Annotated in this window: 15 protein-coding genes; 14 read left to right on the forward strand and 1 reads right to left on the reverse strand. The window is 39.8% G+C overall.

The window, feature by feature from the left end:
• The first annotated feature begins 113 nt into the window (after positions 1 to 113).
• The 3 genes from AC1DNH_RS03120 (at position 114) to AC1DNH_RS03130 (ending at position 5252) form a co-directional block, all read left to right on the forward strand.
• A complete protein-coding gene (locus AC1DNH_RS03120; protein WP_477580722.1) occupies positions 114 to 1199 on the forward strand; it encodes a Gfo/Idh/MocA family protein in 1086 nt (361 codons plus the stop codon).
• 209 nt (positions 1200 to 1408) lie between these two features.
• Entirely contained in the window at positions 1409 to 2998 is a 1590-nt protein-coding gene (locus AC1DNH_RS03125) for a sodium:solute symporter family transporter (RefSeq protein ID WP_477580724.1), read from the forward strand.
• 88 nt (positions 2999 to 3086) lie between these two features.
• A complete protein-coding gene (locus tag AC1DNH_RS03130) occupies positions 3087 to 5252 on the forward strand; it encodes an alpha-L-rhamnosidase-related protein (protein WP_477580726.1) in 2166 nt (721 codons plus the stop codon).
• 777 nt (positions 5253 to 6029) lie between these two features.
• Here AC1DNH_RS03130 and AC1DNH_RS03135 read toward each other — a convergent pair.
• Positions 6030 to 6803, reverse strand: coding sequence for an IclR family transcriptional regulator (locus AC1DNH_RS03135; protein WP_230140880.1), 774 nt, complete (start codon positions 6801 to 6803; stop codon positions 6030 to 6032).
• A 275-nt stretch (positions 6804 to 7078) separates the two neighbouring features.
• Between AC1DNH_RS03135 and AC1DNH_RS03140 the strand changes: the two genes are divergently transcribed.
• The 11 genes from AC1DNH_RS03140 to AC1DNH_RS03190 all read left to right on the forward strand — a co-directional run bounded on the left by AC1DNH_RS03140 (position 7079) and on the right by AC1DNH_RS03190 (position 25548).
• On the forward strand, positions 7079 to 9838 hold the full coding sequence (locus tag AC1DNH_RS03140) for a family 78 glycoside hydrolase catalytic domain (RefSeq protein WP_477580728.1): 2760 nt from the start codon (positions 7079 to 7081) through the stop codon (positions 9836 to 9838).
• Positions 9835 to 10947, forward strand: a complete 1113-nt coding sequence (locus AC1DNH_RS03145; RefSeq protein WP_477625162.1) for a glycoside hydrolase family protein — start codon at positions 9835 to 9837, stop codon at positions 10945 to 10947. Before AC1DNH_RS03140 ends, AC1DNH_RS03145 begins: the two co-directional genes overlap by 4 nt.
• 160 nt (positions 10948 to 11107) lie before the next feature.
• Positions 11108 to 13531: a glycoside hydrolase family 2 TIM barrel-domain containing protein gene (locus AC1DNH_RS03150; RefSeq protein WP_477625163.1), complete on the forward strand. Its 2424-nt coding sequence runs from the start codon at positions 11108 to 11110 to the stop codon at positions 13529 to 13531.
• Positions 13532 to 13771: 240 nt separating this feature from the next.
• Positions 13772 to 14932, forward strand: a complete 1161-nt coding sequence (locus AC1DNH_RS03155; protein WP_477583877.1) for an ABC transporter substrate-binding protein — start codon at positions 13772 to 13774, stop codon at positions 14930 to 14932.
• Positions 14929 to 16080 carry a CaiB/BaiF CoA transferase family protein gene (locus AC1DNH_RS03160; protein WP_477583875.1) on the forward strand — a complete coding sequence of 384 codons (1152 nt, stop codon included), beginning with the start codon at positions 14929 to 14931 and terminating at the stop codon, positions 16078 to 16080. Before AC1DNH_RS03155 ends, AC1DNH_RS03160 begins: the two co-directional genes overlap by 4 nt.
• Before the next feature lie 139 nt (positions 16081 to 16219).
• Positions 16220 to 17383 (forward strand): CaiB/BaiF CoA transferase family protein, encoded by a 1164-nt coding sequence (locus tag AC1DNH_RS03165; RefSeq protein WP_477608638.1) that lies wholly within the window; start codon positions 16220 to 16222, stop codon positions 17381 to 17383.
• The gene (locus tag AC1DNH_RS03170; protein ID WP_477625164.1) at positions 17376 to 18614 is read left to right on the forward strand and encodes an extracellular solute-binding protein; all 1239 of its coding nucleotides are present in this window, start codon (positions 17376 to 17378) and stop codon (positions 18612 to 18614) included. Before AC1DNH_RS03165 ends, AC1DNH_RS03170 begins: the two co-directional genes overlap by 8 nt.
• Complete coding sequence (locus AC1DNH_RS03175; protein WP_477608642.1) at positions 18611 to 19693, forward strand: Gfo/Idh/MocA family protein; 1083 nt, start codon at positions 18611 to 18613, stop codon at positions 19691 to 19693. Before AC1DNH_RS03170 ends, AC1DNH_RS03175 begins: the two co-directional genes overlap by 4 nt.
• Positions 19694 to 20088: 395 nt before the next feature.
• Positions 20089 to 20532 carry a MaoC/PaaZ C-terminal domain-containing protein gene (locus AC1DNH_RS03180; RefSeq protein ID WP_477608644.1) on the forward strand — a complete coding sequence of 148 codons (444 nt, stop codon included), beginning with the start codon at positions 20089 to 20091 and terminating at the stop codon, positions 20530 to 20532.
• A gap of 169 nt (positions 20533 to 20701) precedes the next feature.
• On the forward strand, positions 20702 to 22003 hold the full coding sequence (gene fucP / locus AC1DNH_RS03185; protein WP_477608648.1) for an L-fucose:H+ symporter permease: 1302 nt from the start codon (positions 20702 to 20704) through the stop codon (positions 22001 to 22003).
• A 107-nt stretch (positions 22004 to 22110) separates the two neighbouring features.
• The gene (locus AC1DNH_RS03190; protein WP_477625165.1) at positions 22111 to 25548 is read left to right on the forward strand and encodes a glycosyl hydrolase; all 3438 of its coding nucleotides are present in this window, start codon (positions 22111 to 22113) and stop codon (positions 25546 to 25548) included.
• Positions 25549 to 25556 lie beyond the last annotated feature (8 nt).

Genomic DNA, 25556 nt, shown 5'->3' on the forward strand with positions numbered 1-25556 from the left:
TACAACAAAAAACTCGAATAAAACCGTGGGTTCGGCGCAGTTAGGTTAGAGATTCTTCCTGCGTCAGAATGACAACAATTTATAAAAACAAAAACGCTTATAAAAATAATATCATGTTAAGATTAGGGATTTTAGGTTTAGGAGAGGGCAGAAGTACCATTTCTGCATCATTGGCAAGCAAAAAGTTTAAGCTTATCCAGATTTGCGATGCCAATAAAAAGCTTTGCGAAGAACGGGCTTTAGAATTTGATTTTCAAAACTGGACAACCAATTACGAGGATATGTTAACCAGCGACAAAATCGATATGATTGCGATTTACACGCCAGATCATCTGCATTTTGAGCACATTAAACTGGCGCTTGAACATGGGAAGCATGTGGTGTGTACCAAACCATTTATCGATGATTTAGCTCAGGCCAATGAGCTGTTGGAGTTAGCAAAGAAATCAAGAAAAAAGATTTTCGTAGGGCAAAGCTCTCGTTTTTTTGAACCCGCCATGCGCCAGAAAAAAGATTTTGATAAGGGCTTAATCGGAGAACTGATCACTATCGAAAGTCATTACCATGCCGATCATCGCTGGTTTTTGGAAAAAGGCTGGTCGTTAAAACAATCATTTAAATGGTTGTATGGCGGTTTAAGTCACCCTGTTGATTTCATCAGGTGGTACATGCCAGATATTGAAGAAGTTATGGGTTATGGCATGTTGAGTAGCAACGGTTTAAAAGCCGGACTGAAAAATCAGGATACCATGCACTTTATTTTTAAAGCAAAAGATGGCAGAATTGCGCGGGTTAGCGGTGCTTACACTGGTCCAACACAGCCTGCAAGTCGCGATAGTGGCATGAGCTGTATCCTGCGAGGAACAGAAGGCGCTAGCCAGGCCGATTACCATGAACTACGATATTCTGTTACAACCAAAACCGGCGAAGAAAAGATCATCACCTGGGGCGATTCTACTTTAAAGCACTATTTCCGTTTCGAAGGGCAAAGCCATCACGCCGGAGAATACCAGAATTATTTAGAATATTTTGCAGATAGCATCAACAATAATTTTACCGCATACCCTGATTTAAAAGAAGGCATCGGGACTGTGGCACTATTACAAGCAATGGATCAATCTTTAGAAACCGGTTTGCCAGTAAAAGTTGATGAAATTTTGAAAGCAAATCACATTACAAGGGAATCGATAGGATTGTAATTGTTTGCCACGGAGACACAGAAAACACGGAACATAATGCGCCATGGTTTGTGTCTCACGAACCAGTAATTGCGAGGCACGAAGCAATCTGTCCAGTAAAATAGATGCTGAAATAAATTCAGCATGACGTAACTATAAAAATGGTCGTCAGGACTCCGTGAATTCTGTGATTCCGTGGCAAAACTAAATAACTAACCAAAATAAACCTAATGGGAAACATTGTAGAACGATTAACCAGTTTAGATTACTTTATCGTAATTGCTTACCTCATCATCCTGATCTTCATTGGTTATCGGGCCAGTTTTTCTAAAAAGAAGAACGATGATGAGACCTTATTTTTGGCCAATAAATCATTAAACTGGAGTAGCATCGGCTTTAACATGTGGGGCACCAATGTAGGTCCGTCGATGTTATTGGCTTTCGCAAGTATTGGCTATAGCACCGGTATCGTAGCCGTTAATTTCGATTGGTATGCCTTTATCTTTTTATTCTTACTGGCCATCGTTTTCGCTCCAAAATACCTTGCCGCCAAAGTGAGTACCATGCCCGAGTTTATGGGCAACCGTTATGGCGATTCTACACAAAACATCCTCGCCTGGTATGCACTGGTTAAGATTTTAATTTCGTGGTTATCGCTCGGTTTGTTTGCCGGAGGTTTTTTGGTCCGCCAGATTTTGGGCATACCGATGTGGCAATCGGTTACCGTATTGGTCGCTTTTGCCGGACTGTTTACCTTTTTCGGCGGTTTAAAAGCCATTGCCAAAGTAAATGTTTTCCAAATGATTTTATTGATCGCCGTTTCATTATCGCTCATGCTTTTGGGACTGAATAAAGTTGGTGGACTTTCTGCTTTATATCAAAAAACACCGCATCATTTCTGGAATTTAATCCAACCCGCCAGCGATCCAAAATATCCATGGTACGCCATTTTGTTGGGGTATCCGGTTGCAGCTGTGGCCTTTTTCTGTACCGATCAATCGATGGTTCAATCTGTTCTGGGTGCTAAGAACTTAAAACAAGGGCAATTGGGCGTGAGTTTTATTGGCTGGCTAAAAATCCTTTCCTTACCATTATTTATTGGAACAGGAATCCTTTGTTATGTGTTATTTCCTGGATTAAAAGATCCGAACGAAGCTTATATGACCATGGTAACCAATTTATTCCCGCCTGGCATGAATGGCTTGGTAATCGTTGTGCTGATTGCGGTTTTGGTGGGTACCATCGGATCTTCTTTAAATTCATTAAGTACCGTTTTTACGATGGATATTTATGTAAAGAAAATCAACCCACAGGCGAGTAATAAACAGATCATCCGCATTGGCCGATGGGCAGTTGTTGCGGGATGTATTTTCGCGGTTATAGTGGTTTTGGCCATTGACAATATTAAAGGATTGAATTTATTCGATGTTTTTCAATCGGTTTTGGGCTTTATTGCACCGCCATTATCGGTGGTGTTTTTACTCACTGTTTTCTGGAAAAGAACCACAAGAAAAGCGGTGAATTTTACACTTTCAATCGGCTCCATTTTAAGCTTGGGCGTTGGTGTAACTTATTTATGGATTTTACCATCGGATAAATACACTTTCTGGCCGCATTATCTGATGCTTTCGTTTTTCATTTTCGCAGGATTAATGATCATTGCGATTTTGATTTCTTTATTGGATAGATCACCAAGTATTTACACGGTTAATGAAGAACACCAGGCCAATATAGAAAAACCAGCAAGAACAGTTTGGATTTCGTGGATTGCATTAGCCATCGTAATGGTTGCACTTTACATTTTATTTAATGGGCATTAAAAATAATGAACCACAGATGAAAAGGATGCACACAGATATAAAAATCTGTGCTTATCTGTGTTAATCTGTGGCTAAAAAATTCAATAATATGAAAAATTTAAAAAAACTTATTCTCATTGCCATTTTCACCTGCTCGGCAGCACAGCTTTTCGCGCAAAAAGCCTCATGGATCTGGTACCCCGGCGATTTAGATATTTACATGAGCAATGTGATGCAGAACCGCAGAACCGAAAGAGGCTCCTTTTTCCCTGTCTTCTGGAAAATGGATAGTCATTATGTTTTGGTCGATTTTCACAAAGAATTTAATCTTGCTCAGGCTGAAGAGGTTAAATTGTTTGTAGAAGGTACTTACAACGTTAAAATCGATGGTCAGGCCATTGCGGGTTTTCCAAAAAGCATTCAGATTCCAGCAGGGAAACACAAATTGAGTTTGAAGGTTTACAACCAGGCGCATGTTCCGGCGATTTTTGTTCAGGGTAAAACGGTAGTTTCTGATGAAACCTGGCTCACTACTTTCGAGGATAAAGAATGGATCGATGCGAGTGGAAAAACCTCTGATAAATCGGGAACTACCTTTGTTTTAGCAGGCTCATGGAATTTAACTGATCCAACTCAATTGCCATCACAGTTTAAATTGCCTGTTAAAGGTATTGCCGCGGTAAGTAGAAAAAAGAATGAGGGGGGAGAACTATTAGATTTTGGAAAAGAAACTTTTGGCTTCATTAAGGTTCATGGTTTAAAAGGTAAAGGTAGATTGAGTTTATTTTATGGTGAATCTGCTGAAGAAGCTTATTCTGAAGATAAATGTGAGACTTTAGATTATGTGGATATTGATTTGGCTGTGAAAAAGGATTCCATTATGCCACTTTCGAAAGCATTTAGATATGTGAACCGCCAAACAACTGGAAATGTAACAGTCGATTCTATTTCCATGTTATATGAGTATTCACCAGTAACAGAACGCGGAAGTTTTAAATCTTCGGATGAGGAGCTAAACAAAATTTACGATGTGGCCAAATATACCTTCCATTTAAATACCCGCGAGTTCTTTATCGATGGCATAAAACGCGATCGCTGGGTGTGGAGTGGCGATGCTTATCAAAGTTATTTGATGAACTATTACTCGTTTTTTGATGCACCAACTGTAAAACGGACTTTATTGGCTCAGCGTGGAAAAGATCCCGTAACGGCGCACATCAATACCATTATGGATTACTCTTTTTATTGGTTTTTAGGGATTTATGATTACTATAAATTTACCGGCGACCAGAAGTTCGTACAGGATATTTACCCACGAATGCAGTCGCTAATGACTTACATCGATGGAAGAAAGAATAAAAATGGCCTGTTAGAATGGATGCCTGGTGACTGGATTTTTATCGATTGGGCAGATAAACTAAGTAAAGATGGTGAAGTAAGTTTCGAACAGTTGTTATATGCCAGGAGTTTAGAAACAATGGCTTTATGTGCCAAATTAGCCAATGATGCAGAAGGCATTGCCAAATACGATAAACAGGCTAAAGAGCTGAAAAACAAGATTTTTGAACTTTATTGGAATCAGCAAAAAAGCGCTTTGGTTCACAGCCGGATTGACGATAAACAAACAGATAATGTAACCCGTTATGCCAACATGTTCGGGATTTTCTTTGATTATTTTACACCGGAACAAAAGTTATCGGTTAAAAAGAATGTGCTTTTAAACGATCAGATTGCCAAAATTACCACACCTTATATGCGTTTTTATGAGCTCGAAGCATTATGTGCCATGGGCGAACAACCTTATGTATTAAAGGAAATGAAAAATTATTGGGGCGGCATGTTAAAATTGGGCGCAACCTCTTTTTGGGAGGAATACAACCCAGATAAAAAGGGAACCGAACACTTGGCTATGTACGGCCGCCCGTTTGGAAAAAGCCTTTGCCACGCCTGGGGTGCAAGTCCGATTTATTTATTGGGAAAATATTATTTAGGCGTACAACCTACCACACCAGGTTATGAAACTTACACCATTGAACCTAATCTGGGTGGCTTAGCCTGGATGGAGGGCAAAGTCCCAACTGCGAATGGTGATATTTCAGTGTTTTGCAGTAAAAAAGAAATCAAAGTTTCTTCTCCAACAGGCGTAGGTAAACTAAAGATAAAAAGCAAAACCAAACCAGTTGTGAAAGGCACTGAAATGAAAGAAGTATCGAAAGGTTCGTATGAAATTACAATTGAAAAAGGCAAGGATTATAGCGTGAAGTATTCGGGCTAGTTTCGTCATTGCGAGAAGGCTTTTTCAGCCGACGAAGCAATCTTACTACTATGGATTATAGCGACCGCTTTAAGATTGCTTCGTCATTCTTCCTCGCAATGACTATAAGCTTATAAACCTGTGAGGTTTGAAACGAAAATCTCAATACGGTAACTTCGCGTTAGGGATTGTACCAATTCCTCATCGGTACCAGAGCGAAGCGGAGGTTTTATTTAGCCGGTCATATTATTTAGAAAAGCGGGGTTCGGTGCTTTTAGGTTATGAAAGTCCTGCTCTCCCTCCAAGTCCTCACTCATTCTTCGCTCCGGGCTTTCCGTTCTATCAGGTTTATTTAACCAAACTCAGTAGTTCTTGGCTACACATCAACCTGTCTATAGCTTATTGCGATAGATACCGAGTTAGGGATTGTAAGGGTTCTGGGCTAACGCTCGTTTCTAACGAGCGTTGAATAGCTTGTCGTTTACAAACGATAAAATCGTAAAGTTATTCATGCACTCGTTGGGAAACGAGCGCAAGCAATTAAGCGAAATATCATGATACGGTAGCTTCGCGTTAGGGATTGTAAGGGTTCAGTACCGATTTTTCATCGGTACCGGAGCGAAGCGCAGCCCTGAAAAGCCCGGACCCTTGCGTAGCTTGGGGAACGCCCAAATGAATTGCGGTTTCTTACACGCTCAATTTCTACATCAGGATCAGTACTTTAATAAAAAGATAGATCCTGAAACAACCCGATAGCTATCGGGTTCAGGATGACGACTTGACAAGTAAAATCAACAATTAAACCCCAATCCGTTGTTCTATTTTTTTAACACATTTATAGGCCTCGGCAAGGATCACATCATTTTCAATCGCTTGATCTACATTTATCGCATTTAACATTGAAATGGTTAAACAGGCGATAATTCCATTATTGCCATTAATACCAATTGGTACCGAAAGATCGGTAACACCAGAAACTGAATCACTATTTTTGAAATAAGAGCCAGTTTGCTGAATATCTTCCAATGAGGTCAAAAAATCTTCTTGCTGGGCTTTAGCATATTTTTTAAAAATGGAATTGTTTTTTAATGTTGTGCTACGCTCAGCCTCGGGCATATAAGCCAATAAAACCTTTCCTGATGCAGTTAAAGGTAATGGAAACAAATTTCCCTCCTCGATAGAAAGCGCAATCGGCCCCGGACTTTTCGCATGAATAATCACCATTACCTGGTTCATGTACAAAATACTCAAATGGCAAGATTGACGGATACTATTTGCCAGTTCCTCTAAAGGAAACTGGGCAGCTTTACGCAGTTCATCAATAGGCGAGTGCCGGTGCGAGAGGTAAAAAAGCTTTAACGATAGCCTATACTTGCCCGAAACTTCATCACGTAAAATATAGCCACGACTTTCCAGACTCATCAACATCCTGTAAATTTCGTTTGGCGTTTTCTCAATACCAATAGCAATTTCAGTTTGAGACAATGGGATAGATTGTGCTGATAAATACTCCAATATATCAAGTCCTTTATCCAAAGCAGGGGCTTGGTACTTCGATTCTTTTTCGTTCATGCGGGTTTAAATTTGGCTGTATCGTATTTTTTACAATTTCAAACATACAAAATGCTTTCTTATTTATCCAAGAGAAGATTTTGTATAATTTAAATACGAATATATGTTTTCATATTTAAAAAAAACATTTATATTTGAATTAGTGATCGCATTTTAAAGTTAATAAATTTATAAGGCTTAATTCCATAGAATTGAGAATTTATTTCTGAAAAAATTTATCGCTGATGACCATTTATAAACCTAACCAAAACATCCGAAACGGTGTGCAATAGTGAATGAGCAAACTTGTAATATTTTCTTGGCTTTATCTGTTAAGCATCCCGCTTTTTGCGCAAGATATTAAGGTTGCTCAATTGGATTGTGCGTATCGGAATAATCCTATTGGCATCGATGTTCTTTCGCCGGGTTTGAGCTGGAAACTGCAATCAGCTAAACACAATATTATGCAAACAAGCTATCAAATCGTAGTTTCTAGCAGTTTAAGCAATTTAAATAAAAATATTGGGGATGTTTGGGATACTAAAAAAGTAAACTCAGGCCAATCATTACAGATTAAATATAAAGGTAAAAAGTTATTATCAAGCAAAACCTATTATTGGAAAGTCCGTGTTTGGGATAATTTCGGGCATGAATCTGGCTGGAGCGCTTCGGCCTTTTGGCAAATGGGATTGCTCAACACAGCCGATTGGAAAGGTGCAAAATGGATTGCCTACGAAAAACTGGCAGACTCTAACGTAAATAGTCTGCCAACGGATGGTAAAAAAGACAAATACATTGGCAATAATATCTTGCCGATGTTCCGCAAAGGTTTTACGGTAACGAAGACAATTAAAAAAGCTACTGCTTTTATTTCTGGTTTAGGCCATTTTGAAATGAGTTTAAACGGAGCGAAAGTTGGCGACGACTTTTTAGCACCCGGCTGGACGAAGTATGATAAAGAGGCCTTGTACCTGACTTATGATTTAACTAAACAGCTTAAGAGAGGTGAAAATGCAATAGGAGTGATGCTGGGCAATGGTTTTTATTATATTCCTCCAGTTAAAGAAAGGTATAGAAAATTAAAAGTAGCTTATGGTTATCCGAAAATGATCTGCAGGCTGTTGATCGAATATACGGATGGAACTTCAGCGAATATCATCAGTAACCAAAGTTGGAAAACCGCGCCATCACCCATAACTTTTTCAAGCATTTATGGCGGTGAAGATTACAATGCCAACCTCGAGCAAAAAGGCTGGAATTTAGCAGGTTTTAACGATAGCAGATGGAAATCGTCGTTATTAGCTGATGGTCCGAAACTAAATGCCCAAAGAGAAGAACCTGTAAAGATTTTCGAAAATTTTTCTCCTCAAAATATTAATCCGGTTGCCCATGGCGAATGGGTTTATGATATGGGCCAGAACGCTTCTGCAATTATCGAATTGAAAGTCCGAGGTAAAAAAGGCGATACGGTTCGCATTACCCCGGCCGAATTATTAAAAGCTGATGGTTCGGTAACACAAAAAAATATAGGCAGCCCATCTTATTTTACCTACATTTTAAAAGGAGATGGTTTGGAAATCTGGCGTCCTAAGTTCTTTTATACAGGCTTTCGCTATCTGCAGGTTAAAGGGGCTGTTCCAAACGGTAAAGAAAATCCATCTAACAAATCGGTAGTAGAAGGTTTAAAAGCTTTACATATCCGAAATGCTGCTGAGCAGGTAGGTAAGTTTTCATCGTCTAACGAGTTGTTCAATAAAACTTTCAGCCTGATCGATTGGGCGATTAAAAGCAACATGGTTAGTGTTTTTACCGATTGCCCACACCGTGAAAAATTGGGTTGGTTAGAGGAATTGCATTTAATGGGCAGTTCTGTAAGATATAATTACAATGCTGCAGCTTTGTTTAAAAAAGCCTTGCAAGACATGAAAAACTCGCAATTGGCTAGCGGCTTGATCCCTGAAATTGCGCCTGAGTATGTAAAATTTGAATGGGGTGGCGATATGTTCCGTGATTCGCCTGAATGGGGCAGCAGTGGCATTTTAATACCATGGTATTTATATCAGTGGTATGGCGATAAACAGGCTATGGTTGATTATTACCCAATGATGCAGCGTTACATCGATTATTTGGGCACCAAAGCAAATAACCACATTTTATCGCAAGGTTTAGGCGATTGGTATGATCTGGGGCCAAAACCTCCCGGCGTTTCTCAGTTAACGCCAATGGGCATTACGGGTACAGCCATTTATTACTATGATTTAAAAATTTTAGAAAAAACGGCTGCGCTGCTGGGCAAAAAAGCTGATGCAATGGCCTATGCAAAACTTGCCCTTGAAGTAAAAAATGCATTCAACCATAAATTCTTTGATGCAAAAAGCAAACAGTATGCAACAGGATCTCAAACTGCAAATGCAATGGCGGTTTATATGGAACTGGTTGAAGAAAAGCATAAAAATGCAGTAATCGATAATTTGGTTAAAGATATCAGAGATCGTAAAAACAGTTTAACAGCAGGCGATATCGGTTATCGTTATGTGTTACGTGTTTTAGAAGATGCCGGTAAATCGGATGTGATTTTTGATATGAACAGCCGTTCGGATGTACCTGGTTATGGTATGCAGCTAGCCAAAGGCGCAACGGCTTTAACCGAATCTTGGGCCGCTTTGCCAACCGTATCCAACAATCATTTTATGCTCGGGCACTTAATGGAATGGCTGTATAGTGGTGTTGGCGGCATCCGTCAGGCAGAAAATTCAATTGCTTTTAGCCATATTAAAATCGAACCAGAAGTGGTGGGCGATTTAACCTCAGCTGATGTGCGTTACAATTCCCCCTACGGCGAAATTTCTTGCAAATGGGAAAAAACAGACCGAACTTTTACACTGGAGGTGAATATCCCCGTAAATACAAAAGCAACTATTTACTTTCCGGTTTTGCCGAAATATGAAATCTCCGAAGAATACAATTCGACGTTTACAGATGCAGGTATAGAAGCGGGGAAAGCTAAGGTTGCTCTAGGATCAGGTTATTATAAGTTTAATTTAAAGTACAAATGAAAAAGATAATCCTCGCATTTTTCCTTTTTGTAAGTGCATTAACATTGAATGCTCAAACCACGAATCCTGTTTCAGCCGAAACCATGGAAAAGATTTATCAGGAAGTAAAAACGCCTTATAAATATGGCTTGGTAATGGTCCCCGAAGACAATCAACATAAAATGGATTGCCCAACAGTTTTCCGTAAGGGAAAGTTTTGGTACATGACCTATCTTATTTTTAGCGGTCGTGGTTACGAAACCTGGCTGGCAAAAAGTAAAGATTTATTACACTGGGAAAATCAGGGTAAACTGATGTCGTTTGGAGATGCTGGCCATTGGGACGACAACCAAAAAGCAGGTTACAACGCTTTATTGGATACCAAATGGGGTGGAAAGTATGGTGTTGATAAATTCGATGGTAAATATTGGATGTCGTATTTCGGAGGTAAAGAAAAAGGATATGAAGTGGAACCCTTATCTATCGGGATGGCTTATACCACAAAAGATCCATTAATGGTTCAAGAATGGAATAGGTTAGACAAACCTGTTTTGACTTCGGGTGATGCAGATGTACGTTGGTGGGAAAACCGGAACAAATTATTTAAAAGCACAGTAATTGAAGATAAACAGAAGTTGACAGGACATCGTTTTGTAATGTACTACAATGCTGTAGGTGATTCTTTAGCAAACAATAAAAAAACACGCTGGTACGAACGCATCGGTATGGCGGTTTCTGATGACATGGTTCATTGGCAACGGTTCAATAAAAACCCTGTTGTTCATCACCCTGTTGGCATTACAGGAGATGCTGTAATTCAAAACATTAATGGAACCTGGGTAATGTTTTACTTCGGTGCTTTCTGGCAAGATAGAAAGGGTTCATTTAATCGCTTTGCTGCCTCAAATGACCTGGTAAACTGGACCGATTGGACCGGTGGTAACCTGATTGAGTCGTCAGAAAAATATGATGAATTATACGCACATAAATCTTTTGTACTGAAATATAAAGGCACAGTATACCATTTTTATTGTGCAGTTAATAAACTGGATCAGCGTGGCATTGCTGTGGCCACATCGAAAGATTTGGGTAAGAGTAAAGTGAATTTTGTAAGCGAAAGGAAGAATTAAGATGAAGAGGCTACCTGATTTTAAAGTTGTAATTTTTCTGACATTCGGTTTGTTGGCGTCCCGTCATTGCGAGGCACTGCCTGTCCCGACTTTTCGGGAATGCAATCCTAATGCGAAAGAACGGCCAACCCATAGTAGTAAGATTGCTTCGTGCCTCGCAATGACGACCAATCGATATAAGATTAGGCCGGAACCCCGCATCAGAACCAGCTTTAACAAAGATTGGAAATTCCTTTTAGGAGACGAACCAAATGCAAAATCTCCAGCATACAACGATCTTAAATGGAGAAAACTCACTTTACCGCACGATTGGAGCATTGAGGGGAAATTCGACGAGAAAAGCCCTGCAAAACCTGAAGGTGGCGGTTTACCCACAGGCATTGGCTGGTACAGAAAAGAATTTACAGCTCCTGCGAATTTTAAGGATAGATTAATCACTATCGAATTCGATGGCGTGTATAAAAATAGTGAGGTTTGGATCAACGGTCAGTATCTGGGCAAAAGGCCTTACGGCTACAGCTCTTTTTCTTACGAGATCAGCAGATTCTTAAAAGCTGGGAAAAATATCATTGCAGTTAAAGTTGATAATTCAGCACAGCCTGATTCGCGCTGGTATTCGGGTTCGGGGATTTATAGAAATGTATGGCTTACATCTGCAGCAAAAGTTTCAATCAAACGCAATGGCACTTTTGTGAAAACCTTCCTAATCAGCGGCGATAAAGGTCAAAGCAACGAAAGCAGAAAATTAAAACCTGGTGAAAGTATCGCTTCAGTAAATGCGGAAATCGAGATTGAAAATAAATTCAACACAAAAGGTGCTTATAAAATCCTAACGACCATTTTGGATGATAAAAATATCCAATTGCAAAAAAAGGAATGGCCGCTCAATACAAGCGAAAATTCTACAATAATGGCAATTAATGGTCTTGGAATAGTTAATCCTAAACTGTGGTCAGTTGATCATCCGAACATGTACAAGTTGGTGGTAGAAATTGCGCAAGCTGATGGGAAGATTATTGATCAATATACAACACCTTTTGGGCTTCGTGAGTTCAATTTCGATGCAGCTAAAGGCTTTTCATTAAACGGAAAACCAATGAAAATTTTAGGTGTTTGTTTACACCACGATTTAGGTGCCCTGGGTGCTGCCGTGAATGTGAGGGCAATGGAACGCCAACTGGAAATAATGAAAGCAATGGGGGTGAACGCTATCCGTACAGCCCATAACCCACCTGGACCTGAATTTTTAGATTTATGTGATAAAATGGGCTTCCTCGTTATGGATGAGGCTTTCGATATGTGGGTGAAAAAGAAAACCAAAAACGATTACCACTTAGATTTTCCAGCCTGGCATAAAAGAGATCTGGAAGATATGATTAAACGCGATCGTAATCACCCGTCGATTATCCTTTGGAGCATCGGCAACGAAATCCGCGAGCAGTTTGATAGTACAGGCATTGCGATTACAAGAGAGTTAGTCTCAATCGTTAAAAATCTGGATAAAACCCGTCCTGTAATTTCGGCGTTAACGGAAACAAAAGCTGAAAAGAACTTCATCTATCAGGCCAATGCATTAGATGTTTATGGATTAAACTACAACCACAAACTGTATAAAGATTTCCCTAAAAATTATCCTGGAGTGAAGTTTTTGGCTACAGAAACCACTTCGGCTTTAGAAACCAGGGGTTTTTACGATACAGCCGATACCATCCGTCGTTGGCCAAAAGATGGAAAAACGAAATTTACAGAGGGAAATAACGAGTGGTCGGCATCGGCTTACGATAATGTTTCGGCTTATTGGGGTTCTACACATGAAGAAACCTGGGCAGCAGCTAAAAAATACGATCATGTTTCAGGTTTATTTGTTTGGACGGGTTTTGATTACCTGGGTGAGCCTTTACCTTATCCGTGGCCAGCAAGAAGCTCATACTTTGGAATTGTTGATTTAGCAGGTTTCCCGAAAGATTCATATTACATGTACCAAAGCGAGTGGACAAACAAACCTGTGTTACACCTTCTGCCTCATTGGAACTGGAAACAAGGAAAATCGGTAGAAGTTTGGGCCTATTACAACAATGCCGATGAGGTAGAATTGTACCTGAACGGAAAATCGTTAGGGAAAAAATCAAAACAGGGCGATGATTTACATGTGCTTTGGAATGTGCCTTTTGAACCTGGAACTTTAAAAGCAGTATCCCGTAAAAGTGGCAAAGATGTTTTAGTACGTGAAGTGAAAACCGCAGGGGACCCGGCGAAAATTGAATTAATCGCAGACCGGAAAAATATTAAAGCTGATGGTAAAGATTTATCTTTTGTAACCGTTCGTGTTTTAGACGCTGCTGGTAATGTAGTGCCAAATGCAGATAATCTGGTTGATTTTCAGGTTGAAGGTGTTGGTTTTATTGCAGGTGTTGATAATGGGTTTCAGGCAAGTTTAGAGCCTTTTAAAGCCAGTTACCGTAAAGCTTTCCATGGTTTATGTTTGGCCATTCTTCAATCAACAGAAAAAACCGGAACCATAAAATTAACAGCCTCATCAGCTGGTTTAACATCATCATCGATAATTATAAAAACAGGAAAATAGAATAACAGAAATGAACCTATCGGTTGGTGTCTCAGCAACCGAAATAAGTAAAATAAAAATATGGCCGGTGGAGACACCAACCATTAGAGAACAATAAAAGGCATTGTCATTCTGAGGAACGAAGAATCTGCAAACTATGGGAAACAGGCTCTGCTAAGGCAGCAATTGAATAGGCTTTGTGAAATAGGAAAGATTCTTCACTACGTTCAGAATGACAAAGAAATAAAAAGAAGAAATATAGTGGAGAAGACGATAAATTTAAAAGGAATAACCTGGAACCATAGCCGTGGGCTTTTGCCAATGGTGGCTACGGCACAGCGATTTTCTGAATTGTACCCAAATGTAAACATCACCTGGGAGAAAAGAAGCTTGCAGCAATTTGCCGATTTTTCAATCCAGGAGTTGGCAGAACGATTTGATCTGTTGGTTATCGATCATCCTTGGGCAGGTTTTGCCGCAAAAACAAAATCAATAGTGCCTTTGGATCTTTATCTTTCTAAAGAATATTTGAAAGATCAGGAAGAAAATTCTGTAGGTCAATCTTACGAGAGTTATTTTTATAATGAACACTTATGGGCTTTACCGATAGATGCGGCAACTCCTGTAGCAGCCTCAAGACCAGATTTATTAGCTCAAAAGGATTTGCTATTGCCTAAATCTTTTGAAGATCTATTGGCACTTGCCGATAAAGGTTTAGTTGCCTTTGCAGGTATTCCGATTGATGTATTAATGAATTTTTATACCCTATGCTGCTCTTTAGGTGAAGATCCTTGTCAAGGAAACGAAGAGGTGGTCTCTAAGGAAATTGGTAGCATGGCTTTGCAAATGTATCGGGAACTGGCCTCGAAAATAGATAAAGCAAACTTCAACAGAAATCCGATCCAGGTATATGAAGCAATGACTTTAACCGACGAAATTGCGTATTGCCCGTTTGCTTATGGCTACTCGAACTATTCGCGTAATGGTTATGCCCGCAAAATCTTGCATTTCCACGATATGATTTCTTTAGATGGTAAAACCAATCTGAGAAGCACATTGGGTGGAACAGGCTTAGCCATTTCTGCTAAATGCGAAGCATTGGAGATTGCTGCCAAATATGTAGAATTCGTAGGTTCGCCAGCCTGTCAGTCTACCTTGTTTTTTGAGAGTGGTGGTCAGCCAGGGCATTTGGCCGCATGGAAAAATGAAGAAGTCAACCGCCAGAGCCAGCATTATTTTCTGAATACTTTACCGGCCTTGCAAAGAGCTTTTCTCCGTCCACGTTACCATGGTTCGATGTATTTTCAAGATCATGCAGGCGATGTGGTGCGCGATTATTTAATAAATGGTAGAGATGAAATCAAGGTTTTATCAGCCATGAACAAATTATATGGGCAATCTAAAAGTTTAGTGTTATCATGAACAGACCGCTTGAAGGACTTTTGGTTTTAGAGTTTTGTCAATTTTTGGCAGGACCATCGGCTGGCTTGAAACTGGCCGATTTGGGTGCCCGTGTAATTAAAATCGAACGACCAAAAACAGGCGATGCTTGCAGGTCTTTATCCATCAAAAATCTTTTCGTTGATGAAGATAGCCTGCTTTTTCACACCATCAACCGGAATAAAGAAAGTTATACCGCCGATTTAAAAAATCCGGAAGATTTAGAAAGACTTAAAAAATTAATCAGCAAGGCCGATGTGATGACACATAATTTCCGTCCTGGTGTGATGGAGAAAATTGGTCTGGATTACGAAAATGTTCAATCCATTAATCCTAAAATTGTCTATGGTGTAGTTACAGGCTACGGAAGTGAAGGCCCGTGGAAAAACAAGCCAGGCCAGGACTTATTGGTACAATCCGTTTCAGGATTAACATTTTTATCGGGTGTTGATGTAGACGGACCAGTTCCTTTCGGACTTTCCGTTTCGGATATTATGTGCGGAAACCATTTGGCACAAGGTATTATGGCCGCTTTGATCAAAAGGGCAAAAACCAATAAAAGTGTTTTGGTTGAGGTGAGTTTGCTCGAATCCATTTTAGACGTACAGTTTGAAGTATTAACCACCTACTTAAACGATGGTGGTAAATTACCCGATAGAAGCGGAGCAAAAGGCAGTGCACACGCTTATTTAAGCGCTCCTTATGGCATGTACGAAACCAATGATGGTTATATTGCCATGGCCATGGGCAACCTGCCAAATATTTGTACGATCATCAATTGCGATATTACCGATCTGTATGTGGAGGCAGGTTCAGCATTCGAAAACCGCGATAAATTAATTGTCCGCCTCGCCGAAACCTTTAAAAAAGAAGATACAAAACTTTGGGTTGATCTTTTGGAAGGCCATGGTATTTGGTGCGCAGAAGTATTAAATTATCAAACCGCTACAGCATTGAATACCTATAAAAGCCTACAGATTGAACAGGAACTGGATTTAGATGAAGGCAAAAAAATAAAGACAACAGTAAGCCCGATTAGATTGGATAATGAAAAGTTATTTGCTTCGAAAGCTGCGCCAAAACTTGGTTTTGATACGGCTGAGATTGACAGGGAGTTTGAGTTGAGTTAGAGTGTGCGTCACCCTGAATTTATTTTACTGCGTAGCTTTCCGCTTCGCTACAGGTCAGGGTCTATCTAGCAGGAAAGATGCTGATCCCGAATCTTCGGGACAGCATGACGAGACGAGTTAAGAATAAATAAACAAAATTATGCTACCGCTTGAAGATTATTTAGTTATCGATTTCAGCCAGTTCCTATCGGGGCCATCAGCAAGTTTGCGCCTGGCCGATATGGGTGCGCGTGTAATCAAAATTGAGCGTTTGGGTGTAGGCGACATTTGCCGCACGCTCTATACCTCAAATCTGATTATGAATGGCGAATCATCTGTTTTTCATGCCATCAACAGGAATAAAGAAAGTTTTGAAGTTGATTTAAAACGCGAAGAAGATTGTGAAATGGTACGCGAACTGCTTAAAAAAGCAGATGTAATGATCCATAATTTCCGACCAGGGGTAATGGAGCGTTTGGGTTTCGATTATCAATCCGTTATCGCTTTAAATCCAACCCTAATTTATGGCGAAATTTCAGGCTATGGCAACAACACGGAATGGAAAAACAAACCCGGTCAGGATTTACTTTTGCAATCGGTTACCGGCCTAACCGGTTTAACCGGAAATGCCGATAGTGGTCCTGTAGCAATGGGTTTATCGATTATTGATATGTTGGCGGGCGCGCATTTGGCGCAGGGTATCCTGGCCTGTTTATACCGAAAAGCGTTAAAAAACGAAGGCGGTTTTGTACAGATCAGCATGATGGAATCCGTTTACGATTTCCAGTTTGAAACCATCACCACTTTTATGAATGATGGCGGATCTTTGCCCCAACGTTCTAAAAAGAACAATGCAAATGCATATTTAGGCGCTCCTTATGGGATTTATCAAACAGAAAACGGATATTTAGCCCTGGCGATGGGTTCAATTCCACAGTTGGGAAATTTACTTGGCTGCGAGAAATTGGAAGAATATGTGGAAGTAAGCGAAGCATTCGATAAACGTGATGAGATTAAAGCCATTTTGGCTGATCATCTTTTATCGGCGACTACCGAAAAATGGCTTTCCATTTTAGAACCTGCCGATATTTGGTGTGCCGATGTATTAAACTGGAATGCTTTAATGGCCCATGAGGGTTTTAAGGTGTTGAAGATGGTTCAGGAAGTGGAAATGATTGATGGTTACAAATATGAAACCACCAGATGCCCGATCCGAATTGATGGCGAATTATTGACTTCAGCAATTGGTTCGCCAAAATTAGGACAGGATAATGAAAAAATTATCAAAGAATTTATAACACAGCATACCATTGCAAATGCATAACCAAGTAGAAACTTTCAGGATAGCCGTTCGTAAATTTGCGCCATTTGAAGCTGCGATGCAGAAATTCTGGGAACAATATTGTATCCGTTCGGGCTGTACACTAAAGTTGGAAATGGTGGTAATGGACCTGCACGAACTTTACAACAGTACCATCACTCAAAAAGGTTTGGCAAAAGGCGATTTTGATCTTGCGCACATCAGTACCGATTGGGTTTTGGAAGGCTATTCGGCCAATGATTTCGAAGTTTTAAATCCATATATCAACAAAAACAAACCCGACGATTTCCCGAGGGGATGGAGCAAATCGCTTTTAGGACTGCAGCGCTTCGGCTGGGAAGTGGTAGGTTTACCATTTCATGATGGACCAGAATGTTTTATTTATAGAAGAGATTTATTCGAAAGTGAAACTGAAAAGGCTCAATATTTTGCTCAATTCGGCAAAACCTTAGCAATACCTAAAACCTGGGAAGATTTTCATCAGATTGCCCGTTTTTTCAACCGTCCTGAGCAAAATTTATATGGCAGTATTTTCGCCTGTTATCCCGATGGCCACAATACCGTTTTCGATTTTGCTTTGCAATTATGGACGAGGGGCGGTACACTGGTTGATAAAAATGGTTTTATCCAGATTAATACCCAGGCAGCCATCGATGGTTTAAACTTTTACCGTAAAATTGTTAACGATAAAACTGCTGTTCATCCAAAATCTGCAGCATTCGAATCTGTAGCTGCAGGAATAGCCTTTTCACAAGGTGAAGCCGCCATGATGATCAATTGGTTCGGTTTTGCGGCCATGTGCGAAGTAGATTCGAACGCTAAGGTAAAAGGAAAAATTGATGTGGAACGATTGCCTTGCGCTCCAGGTAAAAACTCAGCTTCGTTAAACGTATACTGGCTTTACACCATTGCAAAGGGCAGTAAAAATAAAGACATTGCCTACGATTTTCTCCGCTTCGCACTGGCTGCAGAACAGGATAAACAGCTCACGTTAGCAGGAGGAATCGGCTGCAGGATCTCGACCTGGAAAGATGAAGAGATCAACCAGATTATTCCTTATTACCATAAACTGGAACAATTACACGAGGTGGCCAATATGTTGCCACAGAAACAAAATTGGGCTGCTATTGCCGCCATCATCGACCAAATGGTTTTACAGGCCATCAATACCGATGCCGCAACTGAAGCGCTCATCCAGCTTGCACAGAACCAGATTAACGAAATTGACAAATGAGTATTGACATCAAATATAAACCCCAACTACCAGATACCAAACAGCCTATCATTATTATTGGGGCAGGGGGAATAGTGGCAGATGCGCATCTTCCAGCCTATAAAATTGCTGGTTTTGAAGTGCATGGTATTGTAAACCGGACGAAAGAACGGGCACAAAAATTAGCTGATGTTTTTGGTATTCCAAACGTTTATGACTCTGTTGATGAGGCGGTTAAACTTGCTCCAGCAAATACAGTTTACGATTTAACGATCATGCCTGAGCAATACATCGAAACATTAAAGCAGTTGCCCGATGGAAGTGCGGTGTTAATTCAAAAACCCATGGGCGATGATTTTACACAGGCAAAAGAAATTCTCGAACTCTGCAGAACCAAGAATTTAAAAGCGGCTATAAACTTTCAATTACGTTTTGCGCCATTTGTAAGTGCGGCAAAATACATCATCGATAAAGGTTTAATCGGCGAATTATATGATATGGAAGTTCGCGTAACGATTAAAACGCCGTGGGAGATTTTTCCGCATGTAATTATCCACCCTAGGTTAGAAATTCAATACCACAGCATTCATTATATTGATTTGATCCGGTCATTTTTGGGTAATCCTGAGAGTATTTTAGCAAAAACCTTAAAACATCCGGCGAAAAGTTTGTCATCATCTCGTTCTACGATCTTATTCGATTATGGAGATACGATGCATGCGGTAATCAACACCAACCACGACCACGATTTCGGTCCAAATCATCAGGAAAGTTATATTAAATGGGAAGGAACCAAAGGCGCCATTGTGGCTAAAATTGGCTTATTGATGGATTACCCGCATGGCGTACCTGATGTTTTTGAATACTGTATTGTAGAAGATGGAAAATCACCAGAATGGCAAACCGTTAAGTTAGAGGGATCTTGGTTTCCGGAGGCATTTATAGGTACGATGGCCAATTTAATGCGCTATAATGAAGGTTCAAGCGATGTTTTACACACCAGTGTCGAGGATGTGATTCAAACTATGGCCGTGGTAGAAAGTGCCTACCAATCGAGTGATATTGGTGGGGTAAAGATTAAAGAACAATTAAATAATTAAATCGTTATTGTGAGACAGGGAATAAGCGAACCGAAGCAATCTGATTCACTATGTCTTGGCCAGACGGGCTCTTTTCTTTTGATCGCAAAAGACCAGCAGAGCTAGCTTGAATGCAGTTGAAAACATAAAAGCCCATGAAAAAACAAAACTCCCGGCTTAAAATTTTTCTTTTAAAGTTTCTGCTTAGGCTAGGGACTGCAATCCGAAAAATTTATTAGGCCGGGTTGAAGTAGAACGTAGGCGTACTACTTAGGCTTTATTGGATGGAAATGCCAATGTAAAATTTAAGGTGCAATAAAGGTTGGTTGAAGGGCTAACAATTAAAATGATATATCGTCCTCGTTTGTTACGAGGATGCACGAGATAAGCGATTGTATCGCTATAAATTAAAAACTATGTATTTCAAATCAACATTTTTTGAAGATTATCAATTACAGGATAAACGTGTAACACTAGGTCGTACCATAACCGAAACCGATTTCGTGGTTCACGCTGGCCATACCGGTGATTTCTTTCCACACCATATGGATGCCGAATGGTGTGCAACACAACCGTTCAAACAACGAATCGCCCACGGAACCATGATTTTTAGCATTGGGATCGGTTTAACAGCTTCAGAAATCAATCCTGAAGCCATGAGTAAAGGATATGATAAATTGCGGTTCGTAAAACCTGTTTTTATCGGCGATACCATTCATTCTGAAATCACAATCACTGAAAAAGGAGAGAGCAAAAGACCCGAATACGGCACCGTAACCGAACATGTAGAAATCATCAACCAACACGGAGCGGTTGTATTAGTTTGTGACCATCTTTTGGTGGTGAAAAAGGTTCATTAGTTCAATGGTCAATAGTTCATTGGTCTGGGCGCCTATAGCGACAGTCTTACCAGAGATCATTAAAACGATCGACAGACACCAATGAACTAATGACTAATGAACCAAACAATTATTGAACATATCGCTATTAACAAATGAACTAATGACTAATAACCTAACCAATGAACCAATGACTAATGAACCAACAACCACACAGCCAGAAATTGTAACTGAGGGCGATCCGTCATCAGGAAAGAAGTATCTATTGCCTTTTATACTCGTAATCAGCTTGTTTTTCCTTTGGGGAATGGCACATAACCTCGATTCAATCCTGATTCCGCACCTAAAGAAAGCATGTAACCTCAATAATAAACAATCCACATTGATTGATACTTCTGTTTTCTTTGCCTACTTTTTAATGGCTATTCCTGCCGGAATGATTTTGAAAAAGTGGGGTTATAAAGCAACGATGATCTCAGGTTTGTTGGCTTTTGCGTTTGGTGCATTTTTATTTGTTCCTGCCGCCAATAACTTATCATACATTACATTTTTAATTGCGCTTTTCATTATTGGCTGTGGTTTAACCATGCTTGAAACTTCTGCTAATCCTTATGCTGCTGTATTGGGAGATCCTGCAAAAGCAACGAGTAGATTAAACCTTGCTGCATCTTTCAACGGATTGGCTGCTATGGTGGCACCAATGATTGGCGGATTGTTTATCCTTTCAGGTAAATCGCACACCAAAGAAGAATTGGCAGCCATGACGGAGGCAGGTAGAAACAGTTATTTCTTAGAAGAGGCAGCATCAGTTAAAACACCATACATTTCCCTTGGCATTGTTTTATTAATAATAGCCGCTGTATTTTACTTTATTCACCTTCCCGAAATCAAAACCAAAAGTATTGATGGACAAGCTAAAGGAAGTTTTTTTGGTGCATTACGTCACAAACATTTAAAGTGGGCGGTTATTGCTCAGTTCTTTTATGTTGGTGCGCAGGTATGTGTTACCAGTTTCTTTATTAGAATGGCTCAACAAGGCGGTGGTTTTGACGAAAAAACAGCTGCATCATATTTAGTTGTTTATGGATTTTTATTTACCGCTGGCCGTTTCGCTGGAACGGCGCTCTTACAGTTCATATCTTCAAATAAATTGCTTGTGATTTATGCAATTATATCAATAATCTTGTGTTTGGTTGCCATTTTAGGACAAGGTTCTTATGTAGTTTATGCTTTAGGTGCTGTCGGATTCTTTATGTCGATTATGTTTCCAACCATTTTCGCGTTAGGAATCGAGGGTATAGGTGATGATACTAAACCAGGCTCTTCATGGTTGATCATGTCGATTGTAGGTGGCGCAATTTTACCATTCGGAATGGGAAGTTTAATCGATATGTATGGAGATAATATTCAGATCGGCTACAGTATTCCGCTGGTATGTTTCCTGGTGATTCTTTATTTCGGCTTGCGAGGATATAAAATCGCACACAAATAAATATAAGTCCGTCATTTCGAGGAGGAACGACGTAGCAATCTATTCTCGAATAAAGATTGTTGAGCGGGTTGAAAGTCACCTTTGGTATTTACAAGAAAATAAAAAAAATGAAATTTAGGTTTAGCAAGATTTTTATATTCATTCTGTTGTTTTGCTTTGGCTTTTCAACAAGCCTTTTTGCGCAACAGAACGAAAGTGCAAAACCTTGGGTATTTTGGTATTGGGTTAAAGGTGCGGTTTCAAAAGCCGGCATCACCGCCGATCTGGAAGCCATGAAATCAAACGGCATCGCGGGTGCTTATTTAATGAGCATTCAGGGGCCTGATAAAGTACCAGTTTATTCGCCGCCTGCCGTTCAACTAACACCCGAATGGTGGAAAATGGTTGAGTTTGCAATGAGTGAGGCGAAACGGTTGGATCTGAAATTAGGCATGCATGTGAGCGATGGTTTCGCGTTGGCAGGTGGCCCATGGATAACACCTGAATTTTCGATGCAGAAAGTAGTTTGGTCAAAAATAAATATCAGTAATACAGTTACTAAGATCAATTTACCTCAACCAGAATCAAAAGAAAATTATTATAAAGATATTGCCGTTTACGCTTACCCCTCACCAATTGGTGAAAGCATTTCAACAAGAACGGTTGCCCCAAAAATTACAGCCAGCAATGGTGCTGATGCCACTGGTCTCGTTCAGCCAGGGAATAAGAAAAACTTTGGTTCAAATGAACCATGTTATATTCAGTACGAATTTGAAAAACCTTTCACCTGCCGAACGATAAGCATTAAAATCAGCGGCAATAACTATCAGGCACAACGCTTGGCTATTGAGGTAAGTGATGATGGTAAAAATTTCCGATCAATAGGTAGGTTGGAAGCGCCCCGCCATGGCTGGCAAGACACAGATGAAGATGTTACCCATTCCATTGTACCTACCACCGCTAAGTTTTTTAGGTTTATTTATGATAAAAAGGGATCAGAACCAGGTTCAGAGGATTTAGATGCAGCCAAATGGAAGCCATCATTAAAGCTCGTAAATCTCGAATTATCTTCCGAAGCACAGCTCAATCAGTTCGAAGGCAAAAATGGTTCAGTTTGGCGGGTAAGTAAGAGAAGCACAGAAGCAGAAATTGCAAAAAAACTTTGTGTGCCGTTAAATAAAATTATTAACCTAACAAATAAATTAAATCCAGATGGAACCTTAAACTGGAAAGCGCCGAAAGGAAACTGGACAATTTTACGGATCGGGCATGCCTCAACAGGGCATACCAACGCAACAGGTGGTGGTGGAAAAGGATTGGAATGTGATAAATTTAATCCAGAAGCCGTAAAATTACAGTTCAAGAATTGGTATGGCGAAGCCTTAAAACATGGTGGACCAGATATAGCCAAAAAAGTTCTAAGCGTTTTCCATGTAGATAGTTGGGAATGTGGCAGCCAGAATTGGTCGCCAGTATTTAAAGCAGAATTTTTAAAGCGTAGAGGTTACGATTTAACGCCTTATTTACCCATCATGACCGGATTACCCGTAGAGAATGTGTCCGTGTCCGAAAATTTCCTTTACGATGTTAGAAAAACGATTTCGGAATTGGTTGTAGATCAGTTTTATAAAACGCTTGCGAAACTGGCAAAGGATCAAGGCGTAACTTTTACGGCCGAAAGTATTGCACCAACGATGATGAGTGACGGATTGATGCATTACAAAACGGTTGACATTCCCATGGGCGAATTTTGGTTAAACAGCCCAACCCATGATAAGCCAAATGATATGTTGGATGCCATTTCTGGCGCACATATTTATGGTAAAAACATCATCCAGGCCGAAGCTTTTACAACAGTCAGAATGGACTGGAACGAAAGTCCAGCCAATATGAAAACCTTACAGGATCGTAATTATGCTTTAGGGGTCAATAAACTGGTGTATCACGTTTTTACACATAATCCCTGGACAGACCGGAAACCTGGAATGACCTTAGATGGTGTTGGCCTTTATTTCCAACGCGATCAAACCTGGTGGAAGGCTGGTAAAGCATGGATAGATTATGCAGAAAGAACGCAAAGCTTGTTACAGCAAGGCAAACCTGTTGTAGATATCGCCGTTTTTACTGGTGAAGAATTACCACGCCGTTCTGTTTTACCAGATAGGCTGGTAGAAACCTTGCCCGGTATTTTTGGTGAAGATGTAGTGGAAGCTGAAAAGAAACGCCTCGCAAATATTCGTGAACCTTTAAGGCAAATGCCAGCCGGTGTAACACATTCAGCAAATATGGCAGATCCTGAAAATTGGGTAAATCCATTACGTGGATATGCTTATGATAGTTTTAATCCCGATGTATTGAGTACCGCAAGCGTTAAAGATGGCAATGTTGTTTTCGAAAGTGGTGCAACCTATAAAATTTTGGTATTTACCGGAAAATTAAAGATGAATCCAAATTATCAATACATCAGCTATCAAACGATTAAAAAACTTTTAGAATTGATTAAAGCTGGCGCAAAGGTAATTGTTGCTGATAAACCACGCTATCAAAATGGAATTAAACAAGTTAATCCAAATGAATTTAATAAAGTTGTAGAAGAAATTTGGGGAGGAAGTTTTAGTGTTATAGATTCATTTCCTAGTAGATTTGATGCGGTAATGACTAATACATTGTTCAAAAAAATTGGAAAAGGAAACATCTACAAGGCTCCAATTACTGACGATACATTTGAAGCAATGGGAGTAAGCCCAGATTTTTTTGCTTCAGAAAAAGATGTTCTCCCTGAAGGAACTTATGCTAAAAACGTAGGGTTTACCCATAGATCATCAAATAATAAGGAAATTTATTTTATTTCAAATCAAGAAAATAGGGAGCGCGTACTTGACTTAATTTTTAATCAACACAAGGTTTCGCCAGTCATTTATGATGCAGTTACGAATGAATATATGCAACCAAAGCATTGGTCAGGAAATCCTTTTGGAATCACCTATTTAGATTTAAAATTTGCGCCAAATCAATCATTATTTGTAATCTTCAAGAAAGACACTCTCCTTAAGGCCGAGAATGGCCAAAACTGGTCTAACTTAAAAACTATTCAGGATATTTCTAAAACCTGGCAGGCAAAATTCAATACGGCTTATGCTGGCCCATCAAAACCTGTTATTTTTAATGATTTAACTGATTGGACACAAAACACAGATAGTTTGGTTAAATATTATTCAGGAACTGGAACTTATAGTAAAAATTTCACCTTCAATGAAGATTTTAAAGGTAAGATCTGGCTCGATTTAGGCGAATTCTCCAGTATTGCCGAAGTAAAAATCAATGGAATAAACTGCGGCACTTTGTGGACTGCTCCGCACCGTTTAGAAATTAGTAAAGCCATTAAAAAAGGCGAGAACCAAATTACCATCGAAGTGACAAATACCTGGGCTAACCGTTTAATAGGCGATAGCAAATTGCCAGAAAATAAAAGAATTACCAAAACAACTGCACCTTTCCGATTGGAAGGTAAAGCTTTAAATCCTGCGGGATTATTAGGGCCGGTAGTGATACAAGTGGAAGAGTAAATGGGATT

The organism is Pedobacter sp. 01N310 (assembly GCF_056399805.1).